Raw genomic sequence first — 12,777 nt, 5'->3', positions numbered from 1 at the left:
ACTGCCCCTGAACCTGAACCTGTCCCCGCCCGTGCCGTCACCAGTCTGCCGCGCGGTAGTCCTTGAGGAACACGCCGGCCACCGGCGCACCCGCCTCGCCCCGCACGATCGGGTCGTACACGCGCGCCGCGCCGTCCACGATGTCGAGCGGCGTGCGGGTGCCGGCCGCGGCGATCCGCGCCTTGCGCGGGGCCGGGTTCTCGTCGGTGATCCAGCCCGTGTCCACGCTGCACATGTGCACACCCTGCGCGGCGAGTTCCGCCGCAGTGGTGCGGGTCAGCATGTTGAGAGCGGCCTTGGCCATGTTGGTGTGCGGATGGCCGCCGGTCTTGTTGCGCACGGCGAACCGGCCCTCCACCGCCGACACGTTGACGACGTACCGGCGCGGCCGCGGTGACGCGAGCAGCAGCGGCAGCAGCCGGTCGCAGAGCAGCGCGGGCGCCACGGCGTTGACGAGCTGGGTCTCGAGCAGTTCGGCGGGGTCGAGCTCACCGATGCGTGCGGACCAGGAGTTGGAGGGTGCGGTGTCGGTCAGCAGACCGGCCTCGTCCGCGTCCGGCAGGACGAGGGAGAGGGAACCGGCCCGGCGGCCGACGGCGGCCATCGGCGCATACCCGGGCGCGGCGAGCACGCCACGCGGTGGCGGGCCTGCCTCGCCCGCGGCCAGCAGGGCGTACGACTCGGGCGGCCGCCGGATGGTCTGCGCCGCGTTGTTGACGAGTATGTCGAGCGGCCTGCCGTCCGCGCGGAGCCGGTCGCACAGGCCGAGCACCTGCCGCGGGTCGCGCAGGTCGATCGCGACGACGGGCAGCCGCTCGGACCACTCCTCGCTCCCCTCGACCGCCTGGAACCGGCGCAGCGTGTCCTGCGGAAAACGACTTTTGACGAGGACGTCGGCCCCGTCCCGGAGCATCATCAGCGCGAGTTGGAAACCGATCTTCACCCGGCCGCCGGTCAGCAGCACACGGCGGCCGGAGAGGTCGGTCCGCAGGGTGCGGCAGGCTGCGTTGTCACGGGCGCAGTCGGGGCAGAGCCGGTGGTAGAACGCGTCGGCCTGCCGATAGAGCGATTTGCAGACATAGCAGTGGCGGGGCTTCAGAAACTCCCCCACCGTCCCGTGCCGCAGCTCCAGCGCGGTGTCCTCACGGCGGTCGAGCGCACCGGTCGCGGTGGCTGCACTGAGCGCGGCGTCGGTCTCGGAGCGCGCCCGCTGACGGGCCTTGCGGCGTTTGTTCCGGCTTTCCCTGGCGAACGAGGCGGCGAGCTCCTCGCCCCGCATGCGTGTGGGATCGTCCAGCGGCAGCGTCCGCAGCCGGTCCACCGTGCGGCCGAACGCCGCAAACTCCTCATCCGTGATCAGGTCCCCCATGCCCGTTGATCGTAATGACACACGAGGGTCGTCAGCATCCGGTTATCGCGCCGGTCCGACGGCCGACGACAAGGCCGCCGGCGCGCCGGGCTCACCGAGCTCACCGAGGACGGCCGTCACCCGCTGCGCAGGCTCTGACCGCGCCTCAGCCGTCCCCGCTCCTTCTCGGACAGCCCGCCCCACACCCCGAACCGCTCGTCATGCGCCAGCGCGTACTCCAGGCACGCCACACGTCCCTCGCACGCGCCGCACAGCAGTTTGGCCTCGCGGGTCGAGGATCCGGGGGCAGGGAAGAAGAACTCGGGGCCGGCCTGGGCGCAGAGGGCTGATTCCTGCCACGAGAGTTCGGCGGCGGTCGTGGTCGTGGTCCTGCTGGTGGTCGAACTGGTCGTCATGGTGTTGATCGGCATGCGGAACACGGTGCCCGCAGCTCATAAACACCGCATCAATGAACACTCAACGAAACAGCGGCGGTTGCCCTGAGGCCTTTCGAGCGCCCCTGTCAGGCGGCCCTGGCGGGCCGTCAAGATCTGGAGTCGGGAGGGATTTCGCCGCTGCGTCCACCAGGCCGCCGACACCGGTGTCGGCCTCCGTGGCGTGAGGGTTGTGTGCGGTGGTGTTGGCCATGGTCGAGCCGTTCGGCCGGCAGGTCGCGCTCGGCGGGTATGAGGGCGGTGGGCGGGGTTGCCGCGGAGGGGCCTCGCGCAGGGCGACGGCCCGCGGGCCGGGGCAGCGCCTGTTTGTCGGCGAGACCGTTCCGGAACCCACCGCACCCTTGGACACCGCATTCCTGCCTTCGCTCACGAAGAGCTCCGCGGCGGCCCGGAGGAGGCGTTCCAGAGCGCTCGCCACAGGTGTCCGTTCTATGCGCTTTGCAATGTTTCCGGCGATAATAGAGATTGCGTAGCATTGCCCAGAAATCACCGCCGTCCAGCTGGAACCGGGCGACATGCGACTCATGGGCCTCCGCATCCTCGTCGTAGACGTCGGGTGCGTCGTCGTCGAACAGGTACACGGGCCAGAAGTCCGGCTCGGCCCTACGGGCCGCCAGTGCGTCATCGAGTGGCGTACGGTCACGCCAAACCGCTCCGCTGACGTTGCGGACGGAACAGACACGGAGAGCTTCGCACCCAGACATCCTGGAGCGGGGGTGCATGAGTGATCCGAGCTTTGCGGATCAGCGCGGGACTTCCCCAAGACCGCTCAGCCCTGCGGCACGCTCTTGATGACCGCGAAGCGCGCCCCGAACGGGTCCGCCAGCTTCGCGATGCGGCCCACGTCCTCCAGGTCGAGCGGCGCCAACCGGACCTTGCCGCCCAGCTTTTCGGCCTGGGCGACGGATGCGTCCGTGTCGTCGACCTCGAAGTACGGGAGCCAGTACGGACCGTCGGCCGCCTCCGTGGCGTCGGTCTCGAGGGGGACGAGGCCCGCGAACATGCCTTCTGGGCCCGCACCGGCCGGGTTGACCGTCGTATAGGTGTCGCCGCCCGGGATCGGGACGCCGAACTCCTCCCAGCCGAAGATCGAGCGGTAGAAGCCGAGGGCGGACTCCGTGTCGGGCGTGTAGAGCTCCGCCCATCGCAGCGAACCCGTCTCGTTCAGTACGTCCAGGCCCTTGTTGGTACCGGGCTGCCAGGTCGCGAAGCCCACGCCTGCCGGGTCGGTGAAGATCGCCATGCGACCCAGGTCGAAGACGTCCATCGGCTCGGCCACGACCGTCCCGCCCCCGTCGCGCACCCGCTTGGCCGTGGCGTCCGCGTCGGGCGACTGGAAGTAGAGAGTCCAGGCGGTGGCACCCTGCTCGGGCGGCACGGTCATCGCCCCGGCAGCCGTCTTCCCGCCGAGCTGGAACATCCCGTAGCCGCCCGCCTGGGGGCCGGCCGACTGGAAGGTCCAGCCGAAGAGGCCGCCGTAGAAGGCGCCGGCGCCCTCGATGTCGGGCGTGCCGAGTTCGATCCAGTTCGGGGAGCCTGTGACGTAACGGGTGGTGAGCATGGTGCGTCGCCCTTTCCTCGGGTTCCGCTAACGAGTCTGCTACCGATCCCGGCCCGCCGCACGCAGTGCCGAGCGCGCCGCGTGGTGCCCGCACATTCCGTGCACACCCGAGCCCGGCGGGGTCGCGGCCGAGCACACATAGACCCGCGGGATCCCGGTGCTGTACGGGTCCAGAGTGGCGCGGCGCGGCCGCAGGGCGAGCTGGAGAGGGCCGGTGGCGCCGGTGATGATGTCGCCGCCGACGTGGTTCGGGTTGTACGCCTCGGTCGCAGAAACCGACCGTACGGCCGTCGCGACGATCCGCTCGCGGACGCCCGGAGCGAAACGCTCGAACTGCCGGAGCACGGCCTCGGTCGCGTTACCGGGATAGCCGTTCGGCACGTGTGCGTACGCGTACACGGGATGGACGTCGCCGCGCGATCTGCCCGGATCGGCGAGATACTGCTGCGCGACGAGCACGAAGGGCCGTTCGGGCATCCGCCCCCGGTTGATCTCCCGTTCCGTGTCCGCGACCTCCGCCGCCGAGCCGCCCAGGTGCAGGGTCCCGGCGCGCCGGCAGGCCTCGTCCCGCCAGGGCACACCGCCTTCGACGGCGAGATCGACCTTGTAGGCGCCCGGCGCGTACCGGAAGTGTGTGTACGCCCGCCGTACGCGCGGCGGCAGTCTGTCGCCCGCGATGCGCAGGACGGCCTCGGGCGCGAGATCGAGCAGGAGGGTGTCGTACGGCGGGAGCCGGTCCAGCGAGTCGACGCGTACGCCGGTCTCGACCGTCCCGCCGAGCTCCTTGAACCGGGCGATGAGCGCATCGCTGACGGCGCGCGAGCCGCCGCGGGCGACGGGCCAGCCGCAGGCGTGGCCGGCGGCGCCCAGCATCAGCGGGATCGCGCTGGTCAGCGGGCGGTTCTGGGGGTGGAAGCCGTGCGCCGCGAGCCCGGCGAACAGCGCGCGGCCGGCAGCGGTGCGCCATCGCCGGACGAGCACCGTCGCCGGCAGCGCGGCCAGGAGCCCGTACCGCGCGAGGTGCACGGGGTGGGCCGGTACGTGGGCGATCGGCCGCATGATGTCCGCGAGCAGGGCGTCGAATCCGTCCGCGAGCGGGGCGAAGACGGCGCGCCACTCTGGGCCGTCCACCGGGCCGAGCGCGGCGGCGGTCGCGTCGAGGGAGCGCAGCAGCACCCCGGGCGGCCCCGAGTCCAGGGGGTGCGCCAGATCGACCTCGGGCCAGGCCCACTCCAGGCCGTACCGCTCGAGGCCGAGCGAGCTCAGGAACGGTGAGGCGACTCCCGTGGCGTGCACGGCGCAGCAGTGGTCGTGGATCAGCCCGGGCAGCGTGAGTTCGCCGGAACGACAGCCTCCGCCCGGCTCGTCCGCAGCCTCCAGGACGGTGACGCGCATGCCCGCCTGGGCGAGAGTGATCGCGCCCGCAAGGCCGTTCGGGCCGGATCCGACGACGATCGCGTCTGCCATGCGGTACAGCGTACGGATCGTGAGGTGCGGTCAGGTGTCCTGGACGTGGGCGATGACCGCCTCCAGGTGCTGTGGAGCGGCCGTCACGCGCGCCGGTCGTCGACGAAGGGTCCGTCTGGACCGGCAGGGACCTTGCAAGGGCCGGCGGCGGCCCCGCGACCATGCCCGGTCGCCGGGCGTCGCGACCGTCCCGCCGATCCCATGGTGATCGCCGGGGATCCGCGACGTCGCACGCCGTCGCCCGCCGTCCCTGTGATCACTCGTCATGGTGGTCCGGGCCGGATCCGCTACCAGGTGCGTCACCCGCTGCGGCAAGGTGGTGGGATGCGCCTGCGGACCATGCCCCTTGCTCTTCTCGCCCTCCTCACCGCGACCGGCTGTGTCTCCGTGTCGGGGCCGCCGGCGTCGCCGCCCGCGCCGAGTCTCGCTCCGGCGGGCGACCGCTCGTCCGCGCCGCTCGCACCCGGACAGACGTCGGCGCGCCAGGAACTCGGGGACACGGCGCCCGAGAAGTCGCAGCAGCAGAACACGGACAAGGGCACGGGCACGGGCACGGGTGAGCAACGGCCGGACCAGGACCCGGCCCCGGGCACGCCGGACCGTACGGGTCCGGACGGCGACAGGTCCGCAACCGTTCCGCCCCGCCGCGCCGGCCACCCGGAGCTTCCCGGCCGTCGCACCCCGCCCAAGGTCCGGCTCCCGCGGACGGACCGGCCCGGCGTGCGTCCGCCGACCCGGCCGCGGCCCGACTACGACATGCGGAAGCTCTGCGCCCGCTCCGAGGGGGTCGCGGATCCCTCCCTGACCGCCTTGTGCCGGGACACCTACGGTCGCTGACGCGCCCGCGCGGCCGCGGCGCGGCTTCAGTGCTCGTGCGGCTCGTGGCCCGGGATCGTCCCGTCCGGTTTCGCGACCAGGAACAGCCCGGCCATCCCCATGTCCGAGTGGCTCTGCACATGGCAGTGGTACATCCAGGCTCCCGCGCCCACATGCTCCCCCGCGATGATCTGGAAGCCGAACGAGTCGGCCGGCCCCGTGATCTTGTTGTCAATGACGCGTGACGGGTCGTCAGGGCCGGTGAGCAGTCCGGTCCTGTTGTCGGCCCAGCGGTGACCGTGAATGTGGAACGTGTGGTAGTACTCGCCGTGCGTGATCATGACGATCTCGACCCGGTCCCCCACCGTGGCCCGGAATTCCGGGCTCTGGTGGGCCGGTTTGTTGTTGATCATCATGTCGTTGAAGACGATCGTGAACTGCTTGTCCGGGAGGATGTCGCCCTTCCGCCGCACCACCACCGGGCCGTACAGCCCCTTGCGGATCCCGCCCGTCCCGTGGTCGGTGCCGACCACGTGGTCGTGGTAGTGCCAGTAGCCCGCGCTCCCCGGCCGCCAGGTGCCGTCCTTCCGCCGCCCCGGGGTGTGGGTGCGCCAGGTGTACGTGCGCGTGCCGCCCGGCTCCACATGACTGCGGCTCAGCTTGGTGCCGTCGCTCGCGATGTCGTAGTCGACGCCGTGGACATGGAGGCTGACCGGGACGTCCATCGTGTTCTCGAACTCGATGTGGAGGGTGTCGCCCTCGATGAGCTCGATCATCGGCCCGGGCACCGTCGCCTTGCCCTTCTCGAGGCCGTAGCCCATCTGACCGTCCGGCAGTTTCTCGGCGTACAGCTTGAGATGGCGTACAGCACCGCCGGCCGGGGCAGTCTTCGGGGCGTCCCCTTCGGCGGAGGTCGCAGCAGGGGCGGCGGCGAGCGACAACGATGTCGCGCCGGCCGCCGCGGCTGCGCCTCCGGCGAGCAGGCGCCAGTTGAAGCTCCGTCTGTCCATGCGAACTCCCCAGTGCCGAAAGGGTCATTGAGCCGGGTGGAAATCAGGCCGGGTGGCACACGGTAGTCGCGTGATCTTCGTTTCTCCACACCCAGGACAAAGTTCGTCGTATCGCGGCCATACCTATTGGCGTCTCGCCAAAAGAGGTCTAGCTTCAACGGCTGTTGCTGTGACCAATGAGGGGTGGGTGAACACATGCACCACATGCACCGTGCACCACATCACCGGTCGAGATCCCGGCGCGCGACGACCGCCGCCCTGCTGGCCGGGGCACTGGGCGCGTCCCTGCTCGGTGGGAACGCGGCCGTGGCGAGGCCCGACCCAGGAGAACCGACAACGTTGTCCCTGCCGTCGCCGCCGGGCGGCGCCAACGTCCGGGTCCTGGTCTTCCACGCCTCGGCCACCGAGGAACCACCGACCGTCGACGCAGGCATCGCGGCGATCGAGCAGATCGGCCTGTCGGGTCCTGCCGCGGGCCGGTTCCGTACCGAAGCCACCGACGACGCCTCCGTGTTCACCAATGCCAGAAAGCTGGGACGGTACAACGCCGTGGTCTTCCTGACCGGCGGAGGCGACGTTCTCGACCCGGAGCAGGAGGCCGGCCTGGAGGCGTACATGGAGGCGGGCGGCGGCTTCGTCGGCATCCATGACGCAGCCCGCACCGAGCCGTACTCGGACTGGTTCACCGGTCTGGTGGGCGCCCGGCCGACCGCCTCCCCGGCGTCCGTGCAGCGCGCGGTCGTCGAGGTGGGAGACCGCCTGCACCCCGCCACCAAGAGCCTGCCGCTGAACTGGAAGCGACCCGACAAGTGGCTCAACTGGGCAGTGAACCCGTCCGGTTCCGTGCACACCGTGGCCCGGGTCAAGGAGAGCTCGTACCAGCCGGGCCAGGGCGCCAACGGCTGGGACCATCCGGTGTCCTGGTGCCGTGACTACGACGGCGGCCGCTCCTTCTTCACCGGTATGGGCGGCACGGTCGACTCGTACGCCGAGACCGACTTCCGCGACCATCTGCGCGGCGCCCTGGCGTGGACGACGCGGACGTCCCGCGCCGACTGCAAGGCCACCATCACCGCCAACTACACGGCGGAGCGCGTCACCCAGCCCAACCAGCCCGGGCAGAACGACCAGATCGGCGAGCCGCACGGTCTGGTGGCGGCCCCCGACGGGCGGATCCTGTACATCGGCCGCGGCGGCGCGGACTCGTCCAAGCCGGTCGTGACCGACTGGAACAACCCGGACATCGGCAAGGGCCAGGGCGAGATCCACGTCTACGACCCGAAGACGAAGCAGGTGACCCTCGCGGGCGCGCTGACGGTCTTCGGCAACAAGGGCGGCGGCGACGAACTCACCAAGAACGAGGAAGGGCTCCTCGGCATCGAGCTCGACCCGGACTTCGCGTCCAACGGCTGGGTGTATCTGCACTACACACCGCACTCGAAGATCAACCGTGACACGCACATGGCCGAACGGTACGTGTCACGTTTCACCCTCGACCTCGCCGACAACAAGCTGGACCTGGCGAGCGAGAAGGTGCTCCTGAAGTGGCCCGTGCAGATCCACAGCTGCTGCCACGCGGGCGGTGGGATGGCCTTCGACTCGAAGGGCGATCTGTACATCGCCACCGGCGACAACAACTCCTCCGGCTTCAGCGGCGGTTATTCGGGCAACAACCCGGAGCCGAACTTCAAGGGCGTCTCCTTCGCCGACGCGCGGCGCACGGCCGGCAACACCAACAACCTCAACGGCAAGATCCTCCGCATCCACCCGGAGGACGACGGCACCTACACGCTCCCCGCGGGGAACCTCTTCACCGGCGAGGAGCCCGACGAGGGCGGCGGGAAGACCCGCGGCGAGATCTATGTGATGGGAGTGCGCAACCCGGCGCGGATCTTCGTCGACAGGACGACCGACATCCTCTACGCGGGCTGGGTCGGCCCGGACGCCGGTTCGCCGTCCACCACCTGGGGTCCGGCCAAGTACGACACGTTCGCCGCGATCACCAAGCCGGGCAACCACGGCTGGCCGTACTGCATGGGCAACAACCAGCCCTACCGGGACCGCAATCTGCCGGACCCGAGCCGACCGCTGGGCTGGTACGACTGCGCCAAGCCGAAGAACGAGTCGCCGAACAACGACGGGCTCGTGAACCTGCCGCCCGTCACACCGAACACCATCTGGTACTCGCCGCAGGGCGGCGGCCCCGACTATCCGCGCGACGCCGCCGGCGTCCCCAGCTACAAGGTGGAGGAACAGAAGCTGCTGCTGCCGTGGCTCAAGGGCGGCGGCCAGGCGACGATGAACGGGCCGGTCTACCGCTACGACGCGGCGGGCGACTCGGCGGTGAAGTGGCCGTCGTACTGGGACGGGAAGTGGTTCGTCGGTGACTTCTACGACGGCGACCAGCCGCGCCACGCGGTGCTGACCGACCCGAAGACGGTCGGCAAGGGCGGAATCCCCGTGCACGCCGAGTCCCTGAAGAAGATCGTCCCGGGCGGGACGAACGGCATCCGCAACCTCATGGACTGGAAGTTCGCGCCGGACGGCTCGCTGTACGTCCTGGACTACGGACGTGGCTTCTTCACCTCGGACCCCAAGTCCGCACTGTGGCGTGTGACCTACAAGGGCGGCGAGGCCACCCCGGCCGCCGATCAGCTCGCGAGGAAGGCGGCGCAATGAGACACCGACCGGGACACCGGCCACTGCGTCTGTGGGCGGCGCTGCTCGCGGCGCTCGCCATGGTCGTCGGGCTGACGTCGACGGCCGCGTACGGGAGGACCGACGACCGGGAGGCCGCGGCGCAGGTCCTCACCTGGACGGCGGGCGATCCGATCGACCGCTATCTGTCCTTCCCCACCACGGCGGTCGCGGGGCCGACAACCATCGTCTTCGAGAACAGCACGGCGACCGGCAACACCACCGGGATGCCGCACACGCTGACGTTCGACGTCTCCGACCCCGAGTACAACAACGACGTCCCGCTGAACATCCTGGCCAACCCCAGTGACGCCCAGGGCGGGAAGCACACGGCGGAGGTCACCCTCACGCCCGGCCGCTACCGCTTCTACTGCTCCATCCCCGGACACGGGCAGATGCAGGGCATCATCACCGTGACCGAGGGCGGCGGCGAGGACACCACCGCGCCGGAGACCGAGGCGAACGTGGAGGGCGAGCAGAACACGGACGGCGCGTACATCGGGCACGCCACGGTGACCGTGTCGGCGACGGACGCCGGCTCGGGCGTGGACAAGGTCGAGTACGCGGTCGGCGCGGACGGCCCCTGGCAGCCGTACACGACTCCGGTGATGGTCCACGAGGTCGGCACCCACAAGATCCGCTACCGGGCGACCGACAAGGCGGGCAACGTGGCGGCCGAGAAGGCCGTCGACTTCACCGTCGTCGCCCCGCCGACGGACGACAGGACGCCGCCCGAGACCTCGGCGACCGTGAGCGGCGAGAAGGACGACCAGGGCCGGTACCTGGGCATGGCGACGGTCACCGTCACCGCGTCGGACACCGGCTCGGGCGTCAACACCATCGAATACGCGCTCGGGGCCGACGGCGCCTGGCAGGCGTACACCGCGCCGGTCATGGTCCACGAGGTGGGCACGCACAAGGTGCGCTACCGGGCGACCGACAGAGCGGGCAACGTGGCGGCCGAGAAGGCCGTCGACTTCACCGTCGTCGCCCCGCCGACGCAGGACAAGACCCCGCCGGAGACCTCGGCGACCGTGACCGGCGACAAGAACTCGGACGGCGCGTTCATCACGAGCGCCACCGTGACCGTGTCGGCGACCGACGCGGACTCCGGTGTGGACAAGGTCGAGTACTCGCTCGACGGCGGCCCCTACCTCGCGTACACCACCCCGGTGATCGTCGACCGGGTCGGTTTCCACACCGTGCAGCACCGGGCGACCGACAAGGCCGGCAACACCTCCTTGGCGAAGCAGGTGTCCTTCACCGTCGCGGAGGGCGGCGGCGTTCCGGCGCCCAACTGCCCGGAGTTCGACGAGCGGCTGACCGTCATCGTCGGCACGGTCGACACGGGCGTCCCGAACCGGGTCACCCGCTCCCGCTGCACCATCAACGAGCTGATCGAGGACGAGAAGGACTGGACGTCCCACGCGCTCTTCCTCAAGCACGTCGACAGGGTGCTGGACCAGTTGCTCGCGGACGGGGTGATCGACCAGCGCGAACACAAGAAGATCTACCGGGCGGCCAAGCAGTCCGGCATCGGCAAGCCGGGCCAGACCAGCGGCTACCGCGATCTGTTCGACGGCACGGCCGCGTCGTTCGCCACGTGGCAGCACGTCGGCGGCGGTTCGTTCGGGCTCAACCCCGACGGCTCCATGACGAGCGGCACGACCAAGGGCGGCCTGGGCATGCTGTGGTTGCCGCAGCGGCAGTACGGCGACTTCTCGCTGAAGCTCCAGTGGCGTGACGACGCCCCGGGCACGGGCAACGCCAACAGCGGTGTCTTCGTCCGCTTCCCGTACGTCCACGGCAACCCCGAGGAGTCGAGGCCCGAGTGGGTCGCGATCAAGTACGGCCATGAGGTGCAGGTCCTGGACCGGCCCGACGGCGACATGTACAAGACGGGCTCGATCTACGGCTTCGACCGCGTCGGCCTCGGCGGCGCCGGAGTCACCCCCAAGGGCACCTGGAACGACTACGAGATCCGCGTGGTCGGCCAGCACTACGAGGTCTACCGCAACGGTGTCCTGATCAACGAGTTCGACAACACCGGCGGCCAGGAGTTCGTCCCGCCGCGGGCCGACGACCCGGGCACGGACGGCCGTCGGTACGCGCAGGGGTACATCGGCCTCCAGGTCCACGGGACGACGGATGTGATCTCGTACCGCAACATCCGGATCAAGGAGCTTTAGCTCCGGCGTTCCGGTGAGACAGCGGCCCCCTTCCCGCCACCCGGGAAGGGGGCCGCCGTCACTCGGACTTGTCGGCGCCGGACTCCTCGGCGCCGGACTTGCCGTCCGGCTTCCCGTCGAGGGGCTTCTTGCCTTCCGGCTCCTCGGCGCCGGACTTCTTGGCGTCGGACTTCTCGGCCCCGGACTTCTCGGCCCCGGACTTCTTGGCGCGGCTCGGTTGGACCCGCTTCGGTTCGCCCGGCATCTTCGGGTACTCCGGCGGGTACGGCAGATCGCCGAGGCCGTGCTCGGCCTCGTCCCGGCGGGCGAGCTCCAGCAGGCTCTCCAGGCTGAAGCGGTGGTCGTCCATGTCGGAGTGGACGTCGCCCACCTCGGCGTACCTGCCGGGCATCGACGTGATGTCGAAGTCCTCCGGTACGGCGTCGTCGACCTCGTCCCAGCGCAGCGGTGCCGAGACGGGGGCGTGCGGGCGGGGGCGGACGGAGTAGGCGGACGCGATGGTGCGGTCGCGGGCGGTCTGGTTGTAGTCGACGAAGATCCGCTCGCCGCGCTCCTCCTTCCACCACTTGATGGTCACCCGGTCCGGCATCCGGCGCTCCAGCTCCCGGCCGCAGGCGATCGCGGCGCGCCTGACCTCGGTGAAGGTCCAGTGCGGCTCGATCGGGACGAAGACGTGGATGCCGCGCCCGCCGGACGTCTTGGGCCAGCCGAGCAGGCCGTGCTCGTCCAGGACCGCGCGCAGCTCGTGGGCGGCGCGCACGGCGTCGGCGTAGTCCGTGCCGGGCTGGGGATCGAGGTCGATGCGCAGCTCGTCGGGGTGATCGGTGTCGTCGCGGCGCACGGGCCACGGGTGGAAGGTGACGGCTCCGAGGTTGGCGGCCCACAGCACGGCGGCGGGTTCGGTCGGGCACATCTCGTCGGCGGCCCGGCCGCTGGGGAAGGTGATGTGGGCGGTCGGGATCCAGTCCGGGAGGTATTTCGGGGCGCGCTTCTGGAAGAAGGACTCGCCGGTCACTCCTTCGGGGTAGCGCTCAAGGGTGGTGGGGCGGTCGCGCAGGGCGCGGGTGATGCCGGGGCCGACGGCGAGGTAGTACTGGACCATGTCCAGCTTGGTGTAGCCGTGCTCCGGGAAGTACACCTTGTCAGGGTTGGACACACGGACGGTCCGCTCCCCGACCTCCAGTTCCACCGCTCCGGCCATGCCCGTCAGCGTAGGCCGTGCCACGACGCCCTG

Annotated in this window: 9 protein-coding genes; 3 read left to right on the top strand and 6 right to left on the bottom strand. The window is 70.5% G+C overall.

What is annotated here, in order from left to right:
• Nucleotides 1-37 precede the first annotated feature (37 nt).
• From ACWCP0_RS22075 to ACWCP0_RS22060, 4 genes are all read right to left on the bottom strand, one after another.
• Nucleotides 38-1,369, bottom strand: a complete 1,332-nt coding sequence (locus ACWCP0_RS22075; protein ID WP_451080505.1) for an SDR family NAD(P)-dependent oxidoreductase — start codon at nt 1,367-1,369, stop codon at nt 38-40.
• Nucleotides 1,370-1,485: 116 nt separating this feature from the next.
• Nucleotides 1,486-1,779 carry a WhiB family transcriptional regulator gene (locus ACWCP0_RS22070; RefSeq protein ID WP_451080504.1) on the bottom strand — a complete coding sequence of 98 codons (294 nt, stop codon included), beginning with the start codon at nt 1,777-1,779 and terminating at the stop codon, nt 1,486-1,488.
• 793 nt (nt 1,780-2,572) lie between these two features.
• Nucleotides 2,573-3,364 (bottom strand): VOC family protein, encoded by a 792-nt coding sequence (locus tag ACWCP0_RS22065; protein WP_451080503.1) that lies wholly within the window; start codon nt 3,362-3,364, stop codon nt 2,573-2,575.
• 39 nt (nt 3,365-3,403) lie between these two features.
• A complete protein-coding gene (locus ACWCP0_RS22060; RefSeq protein WP_451080502.1) occupies nt 3,404-4,831 on the bottom strand; it encodes a phytoene desaturase family protein in 1,428 nt (475 codons plus the stop codon).
• Between the two features lie 324 nt (nt 4,832-5,155).
• Between ACWCP0_RS22060 and ACWCP0_RS22055 the strand changes: the two genes are divergently transcribed.
• On the top strand, nt 5,156-5,668 hold the full coding sequence (locus ACWCP0_RS22055) for a hypothetical protein (RefSeq protein WP_451080501.1): 513 nt from the start codon (nt 5,156-5,158) through the stop codon (nt 5,666-5,668).
• A 26-nt stretch (nt 5,669-5,694) separates the two neighbouring features.
• On the opposite strand, the gene ACWCP0_RS22050 is transcribed toward ACWCP0_RS22055, so the two are convergent.
• Nucleotides 5,695-6,657 (bottom strand): multicopper oxidase domain-containing protein, encoded by a 963-nt coding sequence (locus ACWCP0_RS22050; RefSeq protein WP_451080500.1) that lies wholly within the window; start codon nt 6,655-6,657, stop codon nt 5,695-5,697.
• A 204-nt stretch (nt 6,658-6,861) separates the two neighbouring features.
• Between ACWCP0_RS22050 and ACWCP0_RS22045 the strand changes: the two genes are divergently transcribed.
• Nucleotides 6,862-9,336: a ThuA domain-containing protein gene (locus ACWCP0_RS22045; RefSeq protein WP_451080499.1), complete on the top strand. Its 2,475-nt coding sequence runs from the start codon at nt 6,862-6,864 to the stop codon at nt 9,334-9,336.
• Nucleotides 9,333-11,543: an OmpL47-type beta-barrel domain-containing protein gene (locus ACWCP0_RS22040; RefSeq protein ID WP_451080498.1), complete on the top strand. Its 2,211-nt coding sequence runs from the start codon at nt 9,333-9,335 to the stop codon at nt 11,541-11,543. The genes ACWCP0_RS22045 and ACWCP0_RS22040 overlap by 4 nt, the downstream gene beginning before the upstream one ends.
• A gap of 58 nt (nt 11,544-11,601) precedes the next feature.
• On the opposite strand, the gene ligD is transcribed toward ACWCP0_RS22040, so the two are convergent.
• On the bottom strand, nt 11,602-12,744 hold the full coding sequence (gene ligD, locus ACWCP0_RS22035) for a non-homologous end-joining DNA ligase (protein WP_451080497.1): 1,143 nt from the start codon (nt 12,742-12,744) through the stop codon (nt 11,602-11,604).
• Nucleotides 12,745-12,777: the final 33 nt, after the last annotated feature.

The sequence above is a fragment of the Streptomyces sp. NPDC001970 genome (assembly GCF_053594115.1).
This window is presented reverse-complemented; position numbering and strand designations above follow the sequence as displayed.

Coding starts and splice junctions, on each gene's coding strand:
- ACWCP0_RS22075 (WP_451080505.1), bottom strand. CDS start 1,369: ATGGGGGACCTGATCACGGATGAGGAGTTTGCGGCGTTCGGCCGCACG.
- ACWCP0_RS22070 (WP_451080504.1), bottom strand. CDS start 1,779: ATGCCGATCAACACCATGACGACCAGTTCGACCACCAGCAGGACCACG.
- ACWCP0_RS22065 (WP_451080503.1), bottom strand. CDS start 3,364: ATGCTCACCACCCGTTACGTCACAGGCTCCCCGAACTGGATCGAACTC.
- ACWCP0_RS22060 (WP_451080502.1), bottom strand. CDS start 4,831: ATGGCAGACGCGATCGTCGTCGGATCCGGCCCGAACGGCCTTGCGGGC.
- ACWCP0_RS22055 (WP_451080501.1), top strand. CDS start 5,156: ATGCGCCTGCGGACCATGCCCCTTGCTCTTCTCGCCCTCCTCACCGCG.
- ACWCP0_RS22050 (WP_451080500.1), bottom strand. CDS start 6,657: ATGGACAGACGGAGCTTCAACTGGCGCCTGCTCGCCGGAGGCGCAGCC.
- ACWCP0_RS22045 (WP_451080499.1), top strand. CDS start 6,862: ATGCACCGTGCACCACATCACCGGTCGAGATCCCGGCGCGCGACGACC.
- ACWCP0_RS22040 (WP_451080498.1), top strand. CDS start 9,333: ATGAGACACCGACCGGGACACCGGCCACTGCGTCTGTGGGCGGCGCTG.
- ligD (WP_451080497.1), bottom strand. CDS start 12,744: ATGGCCGGAGCGGTGGAACTGGAGGTCGGGGAGCGGACCGTCCGTGTG.